Genomic DNA, 19,564 nt, shown 5'->3' with positions numbered 1-19,564 from the left:
GGTTTTTGCTGGGCAATTTAAAGTCGGTAATAATATTAAAAAGTAACTGATTGTCTGATTGTTGAGCGATTATTTAATAAAAAACAAGAAGCAATCATAATTTGTACTAACCGGGATGTTAAAGATAAGGCTGCAGCGCGTCGGGAAGAAGCACGACCCTAACTACAGGGTTGTTCTTATGGACTCAAAAAGGGCCGCCGGAAGCGGCGCGGTCAGGGAAGTTCTCGGCTTTTATGACGTGAAGAAAGGCGGAGTTAAGCTGGATGGGGAAAAGATAAAAAATTGGATTTCCAAAGGAGCGCAGGCTTCTGACACTGTTTTTAATATGCTGGTTAGCCAGAAAGTTGTCGTTGGCCCTAAGAGAGACGTTTTGCCGCCCAAAAAGAAGACGGCCGAGGCCGCCGCCAAACCGGCGGAAAAGGCTCCGGGAGCAGCTCCGGTTGCCGAAGCTAAAGAACCGGCCAAGGAAGAAGCGCCAAAAGCCTAAAATCAGCGAAAATAAGAGGGGACTTGACAATTTGGAAAATTTGAACATAATAGAAAAATAATGCAGAATGGTCGAAGCTGCCTGTTGATTAAAAGATAAGAACAGAGCAAAAAGATGGCTGAAAAAGACAAAGAATTTCTTGAGTACGTCGTCAAATCGCTTGTTGACAACCCGACAGACGTCAAAATCGACCGAAAGGTTGATGAGATGGGTGTCCTTTTGACCCTCAAGGTTAACGCCTCAAATATGGGTCAGATAATCGGCCGCAGCGGCAACACCGCCAAAGCCATAAGGACTCTTTTGAGAGTTGTCGGCATGAAGAACAACGCCCGCGTGAACCTCAAGATTGAGGAGCCGGAAGGCGGAATGAGAGCCGCCAAGAGCGTTGATCAAGCGATGGACGATTTGAAGATATAATCGCTTTCTCAACAAATAAAATCCCGATTTACCTCCGCCAACTGGCGGACGGCGAACGGGATTTTATTTTTATAAAAAATGAAGTTTGATATCATAACAATTTTCCCCGAAGTTTTGAAGGAATATTTTGATTCCTCCATTTTGGGGCGGGCGCGAAAAAGCGGCGCCATTAAAATTAGATTTCATGATTTGCGGAAGTACGCAACAGGCAAGCACAAGAAAGTTGATGACAGACCTTTTGGTGGCGGGCCAGGGATGGTTCTCAAAATTGAACCAATTGCCAAATCAATCTCAAAAATAAAATCTAAAATCTCCCGCCCGCATCGCCAACGAAGCGTGGCGGGCGCGGCAAATCTGGAAAATTCCAAAATCATTATTTTTTCTCCTTCGGGGAAGCAGTTTACTCAAAAAATGGCCCGTGATTGGGCGAAGAAATACGACAACATCATAATGATTTGCGGACGATATGAAGGGGTGGACGCGCGAGTGAAAAAAATTTTCTCCGCCGAAGAAATTTCTATCGGCCCTTATGTTTTAACCGGCGGAGAATTGCCGGCGGCAGTCGTAGCGGACGCCGTGTCCAGACAAATTCCGGGCGTTTTGGGCAAAGAAGAGTCGCTGGAAGAGGAAAGGGGATTATCCGGTTTTCCAATTTACACCAGACCGGAAATTTTTGAGTTTAAAGGAAAAAAATATTCCATATCCAAAATTCTAAAATCCGGCGACCATAAGAAAATAAACACATGGAGAAGCGCGCGCTCTAAAAAATTGTTTTAATTATTTTACGGCTGGATTATAATATTCTTGTTATGATTGAAATAATTCCGGCCATAAACGCTTTGTCTTTTGAGGAAGCGAAGAATAAAATCAGACTCGTTGAGCCTTACGTCAAATGGGCGCATCTTGATGTTGCCGACGGAACGTTTACCAAAAACACTTTATGGCACAATCCGGCGGAACTTGATTTGCTGGAAACGAGTTTGAATCTGGAAGTGCATTTGATGGCAAGCGAGCCGGAAAAAAGAATAATGGACTGGCTCAAGCCGAACGTCAGAAGAATTATTTTCCATGTCGGCGCGTCCAAAGACCCGGATTTTGTCATAAATTTATGTCAAAAAAACGACGTGGAAGCGGGTGTTTCCATTTCTCCGGACGAATCGGAAGCCAAGGCGTTGGCGCGTAAAGACAAAGTAAAATTTTTCCAGATCCTCGGCGTTCATCCCGGATTGCCCGGGCAGAAGACGCTGGAAGAAACATTTGATCGGATAAAAGAGGTGAGAAAATTCTGCCCGTCGTGTATAATAGAAGCCGACGGGGGAATGAATAAGGAGACGATACCGAAAGTGGTTTCTGCGGGAGCTAATATAATAGTCGCGGCAAATGCGATTTTCAACAGCGGAAAAAGTATAAACGAAACGATAGAAGAGTTGGAAAATTTGTAAATCCGAAGCACGAAGCGCGAAATCCGAAACAATATTAAAATTCAAATATTTAAAATTTAAAAAATTAAAATTTGTTTCGAATTTCGATATTCGGATTTAGAATTTATTTTTTTATGCATCTAACCGACAATCAAATAAAAGACCTGGAAAAAAAGGCCAATGATATTCGTCAGGATATTATTGGTATGCTTCTTGAAGCAAAATCAGGCCACAGCGCCGGGCCGCTTGGAATGGCCGATGTTTTTACGGTTTTGTATCATACCGACGCCATTAAACACGACTCGAAAAATCCAGATTGGGAAGAAAGAGACAGAATAGTTTTATCCAACGGCCACATCTGCCCTGTGCTCTACGCGGCTATGGCTAGCACCGGATATTTTCCGCCGAAAGAATTAAAAACTTTGCGAAAATTCGGCTCCAGATTGCAAGGTCATCCGCATCGACTGGTTTTGTCCGGTCTGGAAACATCTTCTGGTCCGCTCGGTTCCGGCCTATCGCAAGCCGCCGGTATGGCTTACGCTTTTCGCCTAGACAAAAAAAAGAACCAAACAATCTGCTTGATGGGCGACGGCGAGCTTGATTGCGGCCAAATCTGGGAGGCGGCGATGTGGGCGGGTAAAAACAAGCTGGACAACCTCACGGCGATAATAGACAGAAATAACATCCAGATAGACGGCTTCACCGAAGACGTAATGCCGCTGGAGCCGCTGGATGAAAAATTCCACAGCTTTGGTTGGCACGTGATAGAGATAAACGGCAACGATATCAGAGCCGTTTACGATGCTTTGCAACAAGCCCGAGCCGTGTTTGAAAAGCCGGTATGTATTATCGCTTACACCATCCCGGGTAAGGGCGTGGACTTCATGGAAAACGATTTCAACTGGCACGGCAAACCGCCGAATGGCGAAGAGGGCGGAAAGGCCTTGAGACAATTAAGAACACTAGGAGGAAAAATTAAGAGCGAAAATGAGTAAAAATAATTTTTATCAAACAATTTTTAAATTATGAAAAAATATAAATTGTTAATTATAATTATTTTAGTTATTGTTGTTTTTGCCGCCGGGTTCGCTTTTGTTAAATACTCTGAATTATATAAAAAAAATAGTGGAAAAACTGACTCAAATAAAATAATTCCTAAAGATTACTCTTTGGTGGGTTATTCTCTTAAAAGTTCACCCATTTATAGCGAACTTCCCGACTATTGTTCTGATCCAAAGCAAGAACCTTGGACAATACAGAAAGACGTTCAACTTGTAAAAAACGGCAACGAAATTATTGTTCCTAGCCTGCTGCAACTTATTTTTGCTTCTGATAATGAGAAACCAAATTGTATAACCGAAATAAGTATATTTTCTGCGCCGAAGAATGGTAAATATTTATACTTAGAAGTTCCTGAATTAAGCTTCAAAGAACATTTAAACCGGCCGATATATCGTTTAGATTTGTCAAACTTGTCAGTTAAAAAGCTGTCCAATGTTTCCATCGGCGGGTCAAATACAGTAGAAGAAGACGGAAAATTTTTTGGCTTTATCATCGCTAATAATGTGTTATTGCCAGACGGGAAAAGACTTATTCAATGGGATGAAAACGGAGTGTATTTAGTGGATATGAAAACGGATTACAAAAATATTTTATATACTGCCCCACAAAATCAATGGCTAATTTCAAGCATTGATCCTGAAGATGCGGTTGGCCAAATTTTTAATACAGATGTTAAAATAGAAGGAAATCAGATAGTTATTGGAATTTACGATAAAAACATATCTCAAGACGGTAAGGTTGTTTTTGACAACGATGGAGATATAAACTGGAAAGAATTAGATCCAAGTGGCGAACACATGATTGAACCGAAGTTTAAATTTATTGAAAAAGTCACCATATCAATTCCTAAAAATTAATTAAATAAACAACTAAGGCAATTAACTATGCCGAACAAAACCCTAAAACTTAATCCGAAACTTTTTCAAGACGATATTGAGCAGATGCCAACTCGCTTCGGCTACGGCGACGGGTTGGTGATTGCCGGCAAAGAAAATCCCAATGTTGTGGCGCTTTGCGCCGATTTGACGGATTCCACCCGCACCTCGATCTTCAAAAAAGAATTTCCGGACAGGTTTGTGGAAATGGGGATAGGCGAGCAGAACATGGCTTCGTTGGCTTCCGGCATGGCAGCGGTTGGCAAAATTCCATTCATATCTTCTTACGCGATGTTTTCGCCTGGACGGAATTGGGAGCAGGTAAGAACGACGATTTGCTACAACAATCAAAATGTTAAAATCGCCGGCGCGCACAGCGGCGTTTCCGTCGGCCCAGACGGCGCCACTCATCAGGCGATAGAAGATATCGCCATTACTCGCGTTATCCCCAACATGGTCGTCATCGCTCCGTGCGACGCTATTGAAGCAAAAAAGGCGACCATTGCCGCCGTCAAACATAAAGGTCCGGTTTACATAAGATTCACCAGAGAAAAAACGCCGGTTATGACAACGGAAGAAACGCCGTTTGAAATCGGCAAAGCCGAAATTTATCAGGAGGGGAAAAATGTTTCCATTATCGCCTGCGGGCCGTTGCTGTACGAAGCGCTCAAGGCTGCCAAAGAATTAGCCAAAGAGGGAATTGAAGTAGAGGTGATAAATAACCACACCGTCAAACCGATGGACAATGATACTATTTTAAAATCGGTGAAAAAAACTGGTTGCGTTGTGACGATAGAAGAGCATCAAGCCGCCGGTGGCATGGGCTCGGCGATAAGCGAATTATTGTCCCAGAACTTTCCCGCGCCGATGGAAATAATCGGCGTCAAAGACCGCTTCGGCGAATCGGGAGAACCCGCTCAACTTTTGGAAGCATTCGGGCTTACTTCAAAAAATATTATTGATAAAGCCAAAAAAGTTCTGAAGCGCAAAATTTGACTACTTGCGTAATTTAGTGTTATAACCTTATCGGATTTGGAAAAACAGCCGCGCGGCTGTTTTTATTGAAAACTGAATATCTTTAAAAACAGGAGGACAATGATGGATGCGGATAATAAAGAAATTCTTGGCGTTCTTGTTAAAGAAACAAGGGACATTATCAGGAAAAGAACTCTAAAGGGTTTATTTTTTGGGGTAGTTGGCGCAGCGCGCCTTGAGAAGGGTTTGTTAAAAATTTATAAGTCCTTTGGCGTGGCACCCGGGGCGGATTTTTTTTCCGCCGCATCCAGTACTTACTATGCCGCTATGGGCAATGCGTTTTCTCGCGCAAAAGAGTCAGGTTTGTTTTTAAAACTACTCTGGCGGTTGCGCGCGTGGAAATGCAGAAGGATAGCTAAAAAATATTCTGATAAGTTTGCGGCCTTAAAGCCTATGGAAAAAATGACCCTTGGGGAACTCGATGCGCGAGCCTGTGTTTTGCGTAAGGCGAGGCGGCAGCGGGAAGCTCTTGGCCATCTCAGTCACGGGATAATGAGAGTTTCGACAAAACAGGAAGGGACGAAACATGACCTGTGTTTATTCCTCATCCACGAGGCGGAGATATTGGCAGAGACGGGGAAAATAAAAGAAGCTGAAGAAAATTACCATGACGCGCTGAGATACGCTGAAGACGATGTGTCGCTTTTAACAAAAAGCAGAGTGTGGAAAAGTTTCGGCAAGTTTAAGGCAAGACGCGGCAAATTGGATGAGGCCGAATTTGCTCTGGGGAAAGCTTTGTGTTGGTCGATGAAGGAAAAATTATTTGATCAAACGCAAAAAATCACGGCCATAGCGAAAGACTATGGAATAACTCTTGATTTAAACACATAATAAAAGGACAATAAAAAGGCAGAGGATTAGAAAACCTCTGCCTTTTCTGTTTTCAGAAACTAATTTATTTTTCTCGGCTTATAATCCTCCGGCGCGGATTTGAGATAGTTTTCCAGCTCCGGCATGGCGAGCAAGCCTTCCCGCGCGCCGATTTTTTGCACTACCGACATTGAGTTGATGGGCGCCATCATAAGCGCTTCCTTAATATTTTTGCCCATGGCGAGCGCGGCCACGAAAGTGGAAGAAAAAGCGTCGCCGGCGCCGGTGCGCTCAAACGGCGGTTTGGGATCAGGATAGGGGGGCATAAACCAGGCATTATTGCCGTCGTAAGCGTAAGCGCCTTTGGGGCCGTCGGTGATGACGACGATTTTCGGCCCTTTGTCTGCTAATATTTTCATCAACTCAAGCGTTTTTTCTTCTTGTGTATTTAAAATTCTTTGCGCCTCCTGCAGATTGCAGATAAAAACTTTTGTTAATTGGTATAATCCGGCCAATTTTTCCAATCCGAATTTCATCTGGAAAGTTCCCGGCTGGAGAGCCAGGTTTATTTCCGGTCGCGCTTTGAGATATTTTTCTATTTCATAATGGAAGGGCAGGGAATTTTCTCCCAACGAAGAAAGATACACCCACTTCGGCGAGCCGATGTCCGGCATCGAGTAGTCAAACTCTTCGTGTTTTATCAGAATCGTTCTTTCGTCTCCGTACCACAAAACATAATGATAGTTGGTTTTTTTGTTTGTGTGGATTTTGACGAATCCGGCGTCAACATTGTTCTTCTTTAAGGCATTGATGCAGTCTTTCCCGTTCAAATCCGCGCCGACATTGCCGACGAAAGCCGACCTCAATCCGAGCCTTGCCGCCGCCACTGCCGCGTTAGCGCTGTTGCCTACGGCCGGTACAACGGTCACCGACTCGTAAGGCACCTTGTTGGCAAAATCAAAACAAATCTGGCAGTGCTCGCGGTTGATGTCGCAATTCACCGCTGCCTCTTTGATTCTTATAAACGCGTCTATCGTCGTGTCGCCAATGGTGACGAAGTCAAAAGTTTTATTAAACATGATTTCATTTTACCAATTTGATGCTTTTCCGAAACGTTGACAAAGTAAATCATTTATGCTTGCATTATCAGCAGACATCAAAACACGGTGTTTTGAAAAATTCTTTAATAATTTTTTAATTAAAAGGAGAAAAAAGATGGAATACACACCACGCAGTTTTTTAATAAAACTTTATCAAAGAAAAAATGAAGGAAAACCTATAGATATTAATGAATTAAAAAAAGATGATTTTAGAATTGATCTTAACAAAGTAAAGAGTGTGGGAAATAATAGCTATATTCCAGTCGAAATGGTAAGAGTTAAACCAGTTGAAATTTGCGAAGGAATTTTGTTTATATTGGATTATTTTGAGAAAGAAAAAAACGTGGAAATTTTGAGCTGGTTTATTGAAAAGGAGTATAATTTATCTGGGTTAAGAAGTACTTATATAACCACCGATATTAATGGTGTTTGGATTACTCATAAACCTAAATAATTTTGTGAAATTTTGTTTAAATTATAATTTCGCCGCCCGCGTTTCAGAAACCAAAAATTTCTGATTCGCGCGGCGGATTTTTTTTATTTTATCCTCATTGGCCGGCCAATATTAATATCACAAAACATCAAAAATATTTCAATAATGTTAAAAAATGTTAAACTAAAAATGCTACCTGTTTTATGCTATCGCTCAAAATAGGTATAATTGTATTATTAGCTGCTATCATTATCCGTCATTATCCGTTAAATAATGTAATAGCTATGAAAGAAACAGCCAAGCAAAAAATTTTATTATTATTGTTGAGCGGAGTTGCTCTTGGATTTTCTAGAACTCCGAGAGGTTATTTTAAAATATTAAAAGGTATTCCAGAGGCATGGAGAGAAATTGAGCGAAGCAGGCTTTATCGGATAGTTGGAGAATTTTATAACGGTAGACTGGTTGATTACAAAGAAAACAAGGACGGTTTTGTTAATATTGTTTTAACCAAAGAAGGCGAGAGAAAGGCGCTTAAGTTCAAGTTGGATGAAATGGAAATTAAAAAACCGAAAAGGTGGGATGGCGAGTGGAGAATCGTGATTTTTGACATTCTGGAAAAATTTAAAAAAGCGAGAGAGGCGCTAAGGCGTAAATTGAGAGAGTTAGGATTCTTGGAGCTGCAAAAATCAGTTTTTGTTTTGCCGTATGAGTGCGAAGATGAGATAAATTTTATAGTAGAAATATTTCTGATCCGTCCTTGGGTTAGGTTTATCCGCGCAAAAAATTTTACGAACGAAGAGCAATTGAAAATAAAATTTTACCTCGTATGACCTTGGTGTAGCGCGGGTATGTTATGCGGATATCTTATATCTTAAATGATACCTAAAAAATGCTATCGCTTAAAACAGGTAGGATTTATTTTTACAGTTTTTATCAAGTGATTTTTCGTAATGTTTTTGTTTTTTAAAGTATGTTAAAATAAATTGTAATGAATAAAACGCTTTCGGAAATTTTGGCAGAGGCGAGGCAAAACAATCGGGCTGTCGGGCATTTTAATGTTTCCAATTTAGAGCAGTTACGGGCGATTATGGAAGCGGCGAAAAATTTTAACGCTCCGATAATGATCGGATTGTCTGAAGGCGAACGAAAATTTGTCGGGTTGAAACAGGCGGTGGCGCTGGTTAAAACTTTTCGCGAGGAATATGAGTTGCCGGTTTTTCTTAATCCCGACCATTCTCATTCGGTGGAATCGGCCAAAGAAGCTTTTGACGCCGGTTTTGATTCGGTGCATATTGACCTGTCAAAGCTTTCTTTTGAAGAAAATGTTAGAGGTACGAAAGAAGTAGTGGATTATGTAAAATCAAAAAGTCCTGATGTGTCGGTGGAAGGCGAACTTGGCTACTTGCGCGGTGAATCAAGAATCCAAAAAGAAGTCATAAAAATAAATCCAGAGGATCTGACCAAGCCGGAAGAAGCGGCGGAATTCGCGGAAAGAACGGGGATAGATCGCTTTGCCGGCGCTTACGGCAACAGTCATGGCGTTTCTATTGATGAACCGGCTTTGGATATTGATAGAATCAAAACCATCCGAAAAATTTTACCGGAAAAAGTGGCACTGGTTTTGCATGGCGGTTCGGGGATTCCGGACGTGCAAATTAAAGAAGCGATAAAAGTGGGTATTGCGAACATCCACGTGAATACGGAAATAAGAGTGGCATATGCGGAAACGTTGCGGAAATTTTTGGCGGAGAATCCTGAAGAAACCACGCCGTACAAAATTTTAGCGCCGGCGGCTGAATCGGTTGAGAAAAAAGTGGAGGAGAAGTTAAAATTATTTGGGTATTAACAAGTTTCCGAAAACCAAATTTTGGAAAATCCTCTAGCCCCACCTTCGCGGACCCGGGCGGCCGCCCCCGCCCAGGATTTTCAAAATTTGTTTTCTTCGCTTATTAAATAAACATGAAAATATACATCACCAGAAATATTCCCGGGCAGGGAATCAAAATGCTTCAGGACAAGGGTTACGAAGTGGACATTAACCCCAAAGACAGAGTTTTGGCTAAGGACGAACTGATAAAAATTCTGAAGAAGAAACAATACCACGCCGTGCTTTGCCTTTTAACCGACAAAATTGACGGCGAGGTGATGGACGCCGCGCCGAACGCCAAAATTTTCGCCAACTACGCCGTCGGTTTTGACAATATAGACATTGAAGCCGCCAAAAAAAGAGGTGTGATGGTCAGCAATACGCCGGACGTGCTCAATGAGGCGGTGGCCGAGCACGCCGTGGCTCTTATGTTGGCTGTCGGGCACCGGATTCCGGAAGCGGATGTTTTTACCCGCAAGGGCAAATACAAAGGCTGGACGCCGACGCTTCTTCTGGGCAACGGGCTTTTTGGCAAGACTGTCGGCATCGTCGGTTTGGGCAGAATTGGCAGCCGAGCGGCCCACATGGTTTCCAACGGATTTGGAGCTAAAGTGGTTTATTACGACATCCGCAGAAATGAATCTTTTGAAAAAGAATTTCCGACGGGAGCGATTGAATTTAAGGCGAGCATTGACGAGGTTTTGAGAGAAGCTGATTTTGTTTCCCTTCATCTTCCATTAAATGAGGTGACGAGAAAAATTATAGACACCGAAAAATTAAAACTGATGAAGCCGTCGGCTTTTCTGATAAATACTTCCCGCGGGCCGATAGTGGACGAATTGGCTTTAGTGGAAGCTTTAAAAAACAAAACGATAAAAGGCGCGGCTTTGGATGTTTTTGAAAATGAACCTAAATTGGCCAACGGGCTGGCTAAATTGGAAAACATCGTTTTAACTCCGCACATCGCCTCGGCGACGGAAGAAGTACGGGGTAAAATGAGCGAAATGGCCGCCAGAAACATAATTGAGGCGGTGGAAGGCCGAATCCCGCCGAACTTGATAAAATAAAAAACCACTTGGACATCGGATGTCCAAGTGGGCCGGCTGGGTTAGTCGATTAACTACTCGTGCCCGTTTGTTAGCGCGAGTTTTGATGTTGTTTAACCAGGAGATATTTTTTAACGTACCATAAAACACCCTTAGGTAAAAGATAAAAGAAAACATAAAAAAGATTTAATTTTCTTAATACCCCTGAGTGCTTCAATGTTCTTGTTATGCTAAAATCACCCACCGTTGTAAAAGCAAAAAGAGTAAATGGTGCAGAAAGTATTAAGGTTACAATAACAAAGCGGTACAAGTACGCTACACTAAGAGTTGTTTCTGTTCCGTTGCTAATTAGTATAGCAATGGAGATTGCAAAGGTAAAATTTGTTGCGAAACCGATGGTGTATGTGTAAAAAATTATCGTTGCCCCAAATATTTTTAGCCAACTTTTTAGCCTCATTGCTAGCCCTTTCTTAAAAAGATCAAGATGTGTTGTTTATGCAACCCATAAACAGGTTTTCTGAAAGGAATAATATCATTTTAACGAAGAAAGTCAAGTATTGTTTTTTTAAAAAAAATTGATAGTATGTTCATTATGTTGCAATTAAACGCTGAACCAAGAGCCGTTTTCGGCAAGAAAGTGGCCAAAATAAGAAAGGAGGGCAAATTGCCGGCCGTTTTGTACGGCGCGGGCAAAAAAGAATCTTTGCCTATTTTCGTCAATCTCGGAGAGTTTAAAAAGGTATGGGCGGAGGCGGAAGAATCGGCCATCATCAAGCTTAAGGGCGCGGCCGGTTCAAACATTTCTGAAGATGTGATGATTTATGACGTGAGCATGGATACCATCAAAGGCGAGCCTTTGCATGTTGATTTTTACGTGATAGACGCCACCAAGACAATGACGGCCGAAGTGCCGATAGAATTTGAAGGCATCGCCGGAGCCGTCAAGGAGCACGGCGGGGTGCTGGTTAAAGTTCTCCATGAGATAGAGGTTGAAGCTCTGCCGAAAGATTTGCCGCACGAGATAAAAATTGACCTGGCCAAGCTGGCTAAAATCGGAGACAAGATTATGGCGGGCGACATCGCTTTGCCAAGCGGAGTCAAGTTGATAACGAAAGCCGACATGATCGTCATTCTGGCCAAGCCTCACGAGGAAGAAAAAGTTGAGGAGCAGGTAAGGACGATTGAGGACGTAGAAGTGTCGGAGAAGAAGGGCAAGAAAGAAGAGGAAGGCGCGGAAGCGGCCCCAGAAGCGAAGAAATAGCAAATAGCGAAAAACCGACCTGCCAGGTTGAAGAAGTTAAAACCTGGAAGGTCGGTTTTTTTGTTGATATAATATTTAAGTTCATGCTTAATTTTTTAAAGATTTTGTCATCGGTTTTGTTTGCCGTTTCTTTCTTGTACTTCACGGGCGGCGTTTTGGCGCAAAGCGGAGCGGAGGCGGTCAATCAGAGGAAAGAGGAGCTCCAAAAGGAGCTGGATAACATTGAAGCCCAGATCAACGGGTACGAACTTGTCATCAAACAAAAACAAAACGAGTCCGCAAGCCTTGAGAGAGACATTGCTTTGCTGAACGCCAAAATCAGCAAAGCCAAGCTGGAAATACAAAAACGGGAAGTGGAAATAGCAAAAGCTAAAACCGGCATATCACAGAAAAACGGGCAGATAACGATTCTCACCGACAAAAGCGAAAAGCAGAAAGATTCGCTGGCGGAGCTGTTGAGGAAAAGCAGCGAACTGGATTCAACCGGCCTGGCGGAAATCATCCTTGGTTATGGGAAAATGTCGGACTTTCTGGTTGTCGCGGAAACGCTTGAGCCCGTCCAGGATAAAATACAGGAAGTTCTTGACGGCGCCAGAAAAACAAAAAATCAACTGGAAAAAGAAAAAGAGGGATTACAGATAAAGCAGGCCGAACAGACGAGGCTGAAGAACGCCCTAGAGCAGGAAAGGAAAAATCTGGCCGCCAGCGAAGCGGAGAAAAAGAAACTTCTGACCTTAACCAAAGGACTGGAAAAAAATTATAAAATAATATTAGCGAGCAAGCATCTGGAAGCGGCCAAGATAAGAAGCGCTTTGTTTGCCTTAAGAGATACGGCGGCCATTCCATTTGGCGAAGCTTACGGCTACGCCCTGGAAGCGCAGAAAAAGACGGGCGTAAGGCCGGCCTTTCTGCTGGCCATTCTCACACAGGAGTCAAATTTGGGCGAAAACACGGGGCAATGCCTTGTCACCAACTTTCAGACTGGCGATGGGGTGGGCAAGAATACGGGGACTTTTTTTAAAGGGGTGATGAAGCCAAGCAGAGACATCCAGCCTTTTCTTGACATCGCCGGCCGTTTAGGTTTTGACCCCAAAACAAGGCCGGTTTCCTGCCCGCAGTCCGTGGGATATGGCGGAGCGATGGGGCCGTCCCAGTTCATCCCTTCAACCTGGAAAGTTTATGAAAGCAAGATAGCCGCCGCGTCCGGCGCGGCCATACCAAATCCGTGGATTCCGCGCGACGCTTTCTTCGCTTCGGCGATATACCTGGCCGACTTAGGAGCAGACGAGGGGACTTACGCGGCCGAGCACGAAGCGGCAGCCCGTTATTACGCCGGCGGCAATTGGTACAAATCCTCGGGGCAAAACTATGGTTCCAGCGTTATGAAGCACGCCCGGAACATCCAGGAAAACATGATCGACCCGTTGAATTTGTACTAGGCATATGGTCAAAAAAAACCGACCTGCCAGGTTTTAACTTCTTCAACCTGGCAGGTCGGTTTTTTTTGATGATTCTGTGGATAAGTTGATTTTTATTTGCCTGGATAGTGGTATTATTAAGATTAGTCACAAAACATTATAAGTTAGAAGTTTATAAATTATGAAAAACAGTTTGAGCAAGATACTTTTTGCCGGATTTGCCGCGGTTGCCGTTTTTTCGGCGGCGCAGGGAGTCGCCAGAGCCGGCTTTATTGGGGATATGTTCGGAAGAAACAGCGCCGACAGCCTTGTCGCCGCTTCTTCCAGGACATCCAGTAATTATTCTCTTAAAGTTTCTCGTTCCGGAAGGGGAGTCGTTATCAGCGACGACGGCAAAATCAACTGCGGCCGGGATTGCCGGGAAAAATACTCTGGAAGCGCCCATGTCACACTGAAGGCCAGTCCGGACGCGGGGTATAATTTCTACTCGTGGGGCAGGGATTGTTCCGGCACAAGCGACACCTGCAGCGTCAGCGTCAATAAATCAAAATCGGTCAAAGCTTATTTTAAAAGAATAAAGACCGGCCAAAGCAGACCGCGGACATCGGGGGACGGAATACAGGATGGGCAGGGAGAATCTTCCTCCGCAGCTTCAACCGCTTCAAGCGCCAGTTCCGTTGCGGTCAAAAAATACAAACTTGAGGTTAAAAAGTCCGGCATCGGCTCGGTGAAAAGCAATCCGGCCGGCATCAACTGCACGAGCGGGCAAAACAACCGCGACAGAAACGTCTGCGAAGCGGAATTTGATTACGGGCAGAGCGTGACCTTGGACGCCAAGCCCGATGTCGGTTCCGGCTACGAAAGAGGGGTCTGGGGAGGCGATTGCCGCAATGCCGGCTCAAGCGGAACCTGCACGCTTACAATAAACAAAGACAGAAAAGCCACTGTTTCCTTTGACCTGAACAGGGACGGATATAAACTTACCGTTATCAAACTGGGCAACGGCGACGGTAAAGTTGAAAGTATGGATTTTAAAGGCGGATTGGATGGAGCGATATCTTGCGGATCTGACTGCAGCGAAGATATAAAATCCGGTTGTTATGACGCCGAAGGCAACACCAGACTTTGCACAACCGTTACACTCAAGGCTACTCCAATCGGTGAATCAACTTTCGGCTGGTGGGGCGTTGATTGCAAAGGTTTAACCGGCGCCAAAAACGAGTGTCAAATAATAATGGATAAAGACAGGGAAGTCACGGCTTTTTTTAACGAAGGCTACAGTAATCAAGAAGGAAATGATTACAAACTTACCGTAAGCCCGAGGCCGAGTGGAGGAACCATTGCCAACAGAAATGGTAACGGAAGGATAGACTGCGGCACATCTACCAATAATTGTTCCAGCAACTACGGCAAAGACATCACCGTTAACCTTTTCGTCGCGCCTGATTCCGGTTACACTTTCGGCAATTGGGGCGGCGCCTGTTCCGGTACTTCCCCCGAGTGCAAGGTAAAAATGAGCCAAAACAGGACGGTTTCGGCGGTATTTAACAAAAAAGTTTCTTCTTCTTCTTCGTTCAATTGGGACGACTGGTCAAATCAAATAATAAATTTGCCGCATCTTTACATTGCCAGCGACGACAATAGTCCCATTGCCGGCGAAGTGTCTTTTACGGATAAAAACGGAATCAAGAGAACTTGCTCGCTGGCCGTCAGAAAAGCCCAGTGTTTCTACGACTCATCCTACTTTAACGCCGGTTCGGAAATAACTTTGAGAGCCCGGACAAAAAATGTTCCGCTTGGTTCGGCGCAATTTATCGCTTCTAAAAGCAAAGATTGCGTTATATCCAGAACAACGGGCGACAATGATACTTGCAAAATGACAATGCGGGGATCGGGAGATATTCAAGCTGTAACGGTTAACTTTAAAGATATTACAAACGAAGCGTTTGGAAGCTCGTCATCATCGAGTTCATCCAGTTCAGGAGGCGGCGTTCTTGATCTTAAAATCAGAGAAGTTTTAACCGGCGGACGATTTGGTGATTATATTGATTCGCTAACTTTGAATAACCCTAATTCGGAAGGGAAAGAATCAATAGATCTTAATTGGACGGTGCCATCCGGCGCCAGCGCCTGCGCCATTGCTTACGGCGCCAACGCCCAACCGTTAAGATACGGCAGCCTCACTTCCAGTCAGATAATTGAGGAGTCAGGCAAAGACAGAACTGCTTCCAACGTTTCCAAACACAATACGGAAGATTATATTGTAAACGCTTCAAACAAAGAAACGGCCACTTATACTCTTTCCTGCAGGGTTGGAGGCAGCACCGTCAGAGATACCGCTTCGGTCACTTTCTAGTTAGCAAAAAGAAGAGGGGAGAACAAAGACATCCGATGTCCAGCGGGCATCGGATGTCTTATTTTGATTTTACTTTTATTGATTAGATTGATTCAGCGCCGCCATATCCTTCATCATCTTATCCAAACCGCCTTCCATTATTCTTTCTATGTCGTGCCAGTTTTTCCTTATACGGTGATCGGTCACCCTGTCCTGGGTGAAGTTGTAAGTTCTTATTTTTTCCGAACGATCCTGGGTGCCTATCTGCTGGCGCCTTTCTCCGGCGAGCTGGCTCTGCGCCTGGGCGGATTTGGCTTCGGCGAGTTTGGCGGCCAGAATTCCCATGGCTTTTTCCCTGTTTCTCTGCTGGGATCTTTCGCTGGTGCATTTGACCACGACGCCGCTCGGCTTGTGCAAGATTCTTACCGCCGTTTCCACTTTGTTGACGTTCTGCCCTCCGGCGCCGCCCGAGCGGGCGAATGTTATTTCCAAATCCTGCGGCCGGATTTCCGATATCTCTTCCTGCTTCGCGGCCAGCACCGCCACCGAAGCTGTGGAGGTGTGGATTCTGCCCGACTTCTCCGTAGTCGGAATGCGCTGGACGCGGTGCACTCCGCTTTCATGTTTTAATTTTTCGTAAGCGCCTTCGCCCGATATTTCAAAAATGACTTCCTTGTAGCCGCCCAAATCGTTTACCGATTCGTCCAGTTTGGCCACGCTCCAGCCCTGCTTGGCGGCGTATTTGGCGTACATGTTAGCGAGATCGGCGGCAAAAAGAGCGGCTTCATTGCCGCCGGCGCCGGCGCGGATTTCAAGAATAACTGATTTTACGGTTTCCATAAGAATAATAGAGAACGGCGGAATTAACATCATTTGCTCGGCTCGCATAATTTTCTGCTGAAAATTTGCTCTTCTCGCGCCGTCGCGCTGCGAAAGGCGTCGCAAACGATATTAATTCTGCCGTTCAGAATAAGCTAACCCTTTTTCGCCTTCATGGTCTTTGGAGCAGCTTTGGCTCGCCTCGCCTGGAATTTCTCCACTCTTCCGGCGGTGTCCAATATTTTCTTGGTGCCGGTGAAGAACGGATGGCAGGCGCTGCAGATTTCCACGTGGATATCCTCCTTTGTGGAACCGGTATGGATTACGTTGCCACAGCCGCATTTGATGGCGGCGTTAGGGTAATATTTGGGATGTATTTCGCTTTTCATAAGGAAAATAGTAGCATGACGCTTATTATTGGTCAAATTTCTGATGGGGTTATCCACACCATCGCTTTTCTGGAGATTGCGTCAGTCTTTGTTGGCTTATATAATTTAATCAATTATGGCAAACTGGCGCTGCGGCAATATAAAAAAAGAGCTGATGATAATTTTCGGCGTTCTGCTTTTGGGGGCGGGCGCTTTGCTCTATTTTTCCGACAAAATTCCAAAGGGCGGGGAGAGAGCGCTGACGCAAGAGGAAATAATCAGAATGCAGATTGAGGAGTTGGATAAACTAAGACAAGAAGCCGCCGCCAATCCGCTGACGGAGGAAGATAAAAAGAAGCAAATGGATGAATTGGACAAGTTAAGGAAGGAGAGCGAGGCGAAACCATTATCGCAGGAAGAAATAAATAAACAAATTGAGGAATTAAATAAATTGAGAACACAGCAGTAAAATTCCAAATTATAAATTTAAAAATAAAATCAGCATTATGAAGACTTTAAAACAATCTATAATCGCGGTCGTGGTCGGCTTGGCTCTGGCTTACGGCATCAGTTTCGCGTCTGATGGCCAATGGCACGGTCCGACGGCTAATCCTCCCGCCGAAAACGTCCCGGCGCCGATAAATGTGGGTAGCCTGCCGCAGGATTTTGCCAACGGTAAAACTTTAAAGGTTAAAAATGGGGCAGGTGTTTTGGATTTATTGGCGGGTTTAAAAATAAGCGGAGTTTTCCAGCTGGTTGATGGTTCTCAGGGGAAAGAAAAAGTCCTGACATCGGACGCAAATGGTGTGGCCAGTTGGCAGGATCAGCCGGTGAGAAGTGTTTGGGTAAGCAAAAATAAGAGCGAAGATGGTGTTGCCCCTGACTCTGAGGGGTGGTTTCATTTGGAACCGGGTCAAAAGACAACATTTACACATGGTTTAAATACTAATAATACTTTGGTTTATCTTGAGGGTAAAAATGAGGCTGGGGAAATTCACCAGATGAATCTAGGCACTGATAGTGGTAAGGGTGCTGCCTGGAAAAACAAAACTGCTACCAATATAACAATAAAAAGAGGTGATAATGACGGGCAAGCTTTTTCTGAAAATAAGTGGAGGTATATTAGAGTAATTATGTTGAAAGTCGGTAACTGATTTTAATTAACTCAAACAGTATAATTGTCCCCTTGGGGGTTAAAGATGACATTTAAAACTGATAACACTGTCGATGTAAAAAGAGGAGCTACAGACGATGATTGTAATAATCGTAATTGCTGGGTGCAGGTTCGCGTGCAGATATTGGGGTGGTAGGTTAAATAAAAAACTTTGCTCTTATTTTTAAATCAAAATTTCATAGTGCCTAAAAATTTTACAAACTCGCGCGGTTTGATATTCTAACCACATGGCAAAAATAACCATAGACAAATTAGCCGAGCTGGTTGTCAACGAATTTAGGGAACTAAGAGGAGAAATAAATAAACGCTTTGAGCAGGTTGAATCAAGACTTGATAAAATTGAATCAAGACTTGATAAAATAGAAGGCAGATTAAGTGGCTTAGAAATGAAAGTTGGTTATCTTGAAGCGAGTCTTGATGAGCTAAGGCGCGATGTTCGCGATATGAAAAACAATTCCATTGACCCGCGCGAGTTTGAGGACTTAACTCACCGCGTCAAATATCTGGAAGAAAAACTCGGAATAGAGAGTGGAAAGTAAGTTAAGGAATTACTTACCATTTTCCATTTATTTTCTAAGTCTAGATATTAAAAAATGGAAATAAAATCAAAACTCCGCAGGCATAATGAGCAGGTTTTTGATGTCGTATATAAAGAGGATGACTATTTAAACAACATTGAAGGCAAAAACTTGGAGGCCGTCCATGCTTTTTGTTTTTATAAAGAAAAATTAATTGTTGTTTATGCTGATAATAAAGGGTATTGGGCCCCCCCCGGTGGCGGCATAGAAAAAAATGAAACTGTTGAAAAAGCGGTAGAAAGAGAAGTGAAGGAAGAAACCAATATGAAAATATTACACCAAGAAGTTATTGGTTATCAGGATATTTATGAGCCGGGCAAAATAATCAGACAAACAAGATCCTTTTGTCTTGTTGAGCCGTATGGAGAATTTGTCGCCGATCCGGATGGAGATATTACTGAAATAAAATTTATTGACCCGAAAGATTACAAAAAATATTTTGATTGGGGTGAAATAGGAGAAAGAATAATGCAACGCGCGATTGAGTTAAAAAACAAATTTTCCTCTTTATCAACTTGCTCTAAATAGCAACGAAGAAAGCCGTAGGCGGCTTTGCAAAATAACGTCAAAATAAAGAATAGCGTTGTTGAACTTGTAACGGGGAGGGGAGAGACCATTGTCAATTGATAGTAATCAGATTAAAAAAATTACCGATAATCCGAATATTACAAGCGGCAAAGAAGTCCACCAAAAAACCGTGATGTTTGATAATTCGGATAAGTTGATGGAACACACTGACGGAAGGATAAGACTACGACAGCAAGGAGATAAAATTAGTTTATCCTACAAAAGACCGTTGCCAAGCGTTGGTAATGAAAAGAAAGAAGTGGAGCTGGAAACAGAAGTGAAAAGTTTTGAAGTGATGGCCCATATTTTAAGAATGATGGGCTACGCGCCGTCTACTTCGTATGAAAAATATACAACATCTTTGAAGTTGAAAAATTATAACGATATTCACATTGTAGGGTACCCCTTTCTTAGGACACCTTCTCCATATGTTTGATTGTATCAATTTTATTGGCGGCGGCAAACTGAACCGGCGCCATTTTTAACGCGGT

The 19,564-nt window shown here is 43.6% G+C and carries 23 protein-coding genes; 20 read left to right on the top strand and 3 right to left on the bottom strand.

Annotation, left to right across the window (positions count from 1 at the left end; all coding sequences use genetic code 11):
- The first annotated feature begins 115 nt into the window (after window positions 1–115).
- The 8 genes from rpsP (at window position 116) to HUT38_02420 (ending at window position 6,128) form a co-directional block, all read left to right on the top strand.
- Window positions 116–487 carry a 30S ribosomal protein S16 gene (gene rpsP, locus HUT38_02455; protein ID NUQ57326.1) on the top strand — a complete coding sequence of 124 codons (372 nt, stop codon included), beginning with the start codon at window positions 116–118 and terminating at the stop codon, window positions 485–487.
- Between the two features lie 114 nt (window positions 488–601).
- Window positions 602–904 carry a KH domain-containing protein gene (locus HUT38_02450; protein ID NUQ57325.1) on the top strand — a complete coding sequence of 101 codons (303 nt, stop codon included), beginning with the start codon at window positions 602–604 and terminating at the stop codon, window positions 902–904.
- Between the two features lie 78 nt (window positions 905–982).
- On the top strand, window positions 983–1,681 hold the full coding sequence (trmD, locus tag HUT38_02445) for a tRNA (guanosine(37)-N1)-methyltransferase TrmD (GenBank protein NUQ57324.1): 699 nt from the start codon (window positions 983–985) through the stop codon (window positions 1,679–1,681).
- Between the two features lie 32 nt (window positions 1,682–1,713).
- Window positions 1,714–2,346, top strand: a complete 633-nt coding sequence (locus HUT38_02440) for a hypothetical protein (protein ID NUQ57323.1) — start codon at window positions 1,714–1,716, stop codon at window positions 2,344–2,346.
- Between the two features lie 113 nt (window positions 2,347–2,459).
- Window positions 2,460–3,320, top strand: a complete 861-nt coding sequence (locus tag HUT38_02435; GenBank protein NUQ57322.1) for a transketolase — start codon at window positions 2,460–2,462, stop codon at window positions 3,318–3,320.
- A 30-nt stretch (window positions 3,321–3,350) separates the two neighbouring features.
- Complete coding sequence (locus HUT38_02430; GenBank protein NUQ57321.1) at window positions 3,351–4,244, top strand: hypothetical protein; 894 nt, start codon at window positions 3,351–3,353, stop codon at window positions 4,242–4,244.
- A gap of 27 nt (window positions 4,245–4,271) precedes the next feature.
- Window positions 4,272–5,258 (top strand): transketolase family protein, encoded by a 987-nt coding sequence (locus HUT38_02425; protein NUQ57320.1) that lies wholly within the window; start codon window positions 4,272–4,274, stop codon window positions 5,256–5,258.
- Between the two features lie 99 nt (window positions 5,259–5,357).
- Entirely contained in the window at window positions 5,358–6,128 is a 771-nt protein-coding gene (locus HUT38_02420; protein NUQ57319.1) for a hypothetical protein, read from the top strand.
- A 59-nt stretch (window positions 6,129–6,187) separates the two neighbouring features.
- On the opposite strand, the gene HUT38_02415 is transcribed toward HUT38_02420, so the two are convergent.
- A complete protein-coding gene (locus tag HUT38_02415) occupies window positions 6,188–7,186 on the bottom strand; it encodes a carbohydrate kinase family protein (protein ID NUQ57318.1) in 999 nt (332 codons plus the stop codon).
- Between the two features lie 55 nt (window positions 7,187–7,241).
- Between HUT38_02415 and HUT38_02410 the strand changes: the two genes are divergently transcribed.
- The 7 genes from HUT38_02410 to HUT38_02380 all read left to right on the top strand — a co-directional run bounded on the left by HUT38_02410 (window position 7,242) and on the right by HUT38_02380 (window position 15,588).
- Window positions 7,242–7,661, top strand: a complete 420-nt coding sequence (locus tag HUT38_02410) for a hypothetical protein (protein NUQ57317.1) — start codon at window positions 7,242–7,244, stop codon at window positions 7,659–7,661.
- Between the two features lie 182 nt (window positions 7,662–7,843).
- The gene (locus tag HUT38_02405) at window positions 7,844–8,470 is read left to right on the top strand and encodes a hypothetical protein (GenBank protein ID NUQ57316.1); all 627 of its coding nucleotides are present in this window, start codon (window positions 7,844–7,846) and stop codon (window positions 8,468–8,470) included.
- A gap of 158 nt (window positions 8,471–8,628) precedes the next feature.
- Window positions 8,629–9,486 carry a class II fructose-bisphosphate aldolase family protein gene (locus HUT38_02400; protein ID NUQ57315.1) on the top strand — a complete coding sequence of 286 codons (858 nt, stop codon included), beginning with the start codon at window positions 8,629–8,631 and terminating at the stop codon, window positions 9,484–9,486.
- 113 nt (window positions 9,487–9,599) lie between these two features.
- Window positions 9,600–10,574 (top strand): D-glycerate dehydrogenase, encoded by a 975-nt coding sequence (locus HUT38_02395; protein NUQ57314.1) that lies wholly within the window; start codon window positions 9,600–9,602, stop codon window positions 10,572–10,574.
- A 571-nt stretch (window positions 10,575–11,145) separates the two neighbouring features.
- Entirely contained in the window at window positions 11,146–11,814 is a 669-nt protein-coding gene (locus HUT38_02390) for a 50S ribosomal protein L25 (protein ID NUQ57313.1), read from the top strand.
- Window positions 11,815–11,897: 83 nt separating this feature from the next.
- On the top strand, window positions 11,898–13,253 hold the full coding sequence (locus HUT38_02385) for a lytic murein transglycosylase (protein NUQ57312.1): 1,356 nt from the start codon (window positions 11,898–11,900) through the stop codon (window positions 13,251–13,253).
- A gap of 160 nt (window positions 13,254–13,413) precedes the next feature.
- Window positions 13,414–15,588, top strand: a complete 2,175-nt coding sequence (locus tag HUT38_02380) for a hypothetical protein (GenBank protein NUQ57311.1) — start codon at window positions 13,414–13,416, stop codon at window positions 15,586–15,588.
- Window positions 15,589–15,663: 75 nt separating this feature from the next.
- On the opposite strand, the gene HUT38_02375 is transcribed toward HUT38_02380, so the two are convergent.
- Both HUT38_02375 and rpmE read right to left on the bottom strand, forming a co-directional pair.
- Window positions 15,664–16,407, bottom strand: a complete 744-nt coding sequence (locus HUT38_02375) for a PCRF domain-containing protein (GenBank protein ID NUQ57310.1) — start codon at window positions 16,405–16,407, stop codon at window positions 15,664–15,666.
- Window positions 16,408–16,541: 134 nt separating this feature from the next.
- Window positions 16,542–16,775, bottom strand: a complete 234-nt coding sequence (gene rpmE, locus HUT38_02370; GenBank protein NUQ57309.1) for a 50S ribosomal protein L31 — start codon at window positions 16,773–16,775, stop codon at window positions 16,542–16,544.
- A gap of 115 nt (window positions 16,776–16,890) precedes the next feature.
- Here rpmE and HUT38_02365 point away from each other — a divergent pair, with 115 nt between their 5' ends.
- The 5 genes from HUT38_02365 (at window position 16,891) to HUT38_02345 (ending at window position 19,509) form a co-directional block, all read left to right on the top strand.
- Window positions 16,891–17,223 (top strand): hypothetical protein, encoded by a 333-nt coding sequence (locus tag HUT38_02365; protein NUQ57308.1) that lies wholly within the window; start codon window positions 16,891–16,893, stop codon window positions 17,221–17,223.
- Window positions 17,224–17,260: 37 nt separating this feature from the next.
- Entirely contained in the window at window positions 17,261–17,908 is a 648-nt protein-coding gene (locus tag HUT38_02360) for a hypothetical protein (protein ID NUQ57307.1), read from the top strand.
- A 247-nt stretch (window positions 17,909–18,155) separates the two neighbouring features.
- Entirely contained in the window at window positions 18,156–18,467 is a 312-nt protein-coding gene (locus HUT38_02355; GenBank protein ID NUQ57306.1) for a hypothetical protein, read from the top strand.
- Window positions 18,468–18,521: 54 nt separating this feature from the next.
- Window positions 18,522–19,034: an NUDIX hydrolase gene (locus tag HUT38_02350; GenBank protein ID NUQ57305.1), complete on the top strand. Its 513-nt coding sequence runs from the start codon at window positions 18,522–18,524 to the stop codon at window positions 19,032–19,034.
- A gap of 88 nt (window positions 19,035–19,122) precedes the next feature.
- Complete coding sequence (locus HUT38_02345) at window positions 19,123–19,509, top strand: CYTH domain-containing protein (protein NUQ57304.1); 387 nt, start codon at window positions 19,123–19,125, stop codon at window positions 19,507–19,509.
- The last annotated feature ends 55 nt before the right edge of the window (window positions 19,510–19,564 follow it).

Source organism: Candidatus Paceibacter sp. (assembly GCA_013360865.1).
In the GTDB taxonomy this organism is placed as follows: domain Bacteria; phylum Patescibacteriota; class Minisyncoccia; order UBA9983; family UBA9983; genus SURF-57.
Note: the sequence above shows the minus strand (reverse complement) of the source record. Positions and strands in the feature narration are given on the sequence as shown.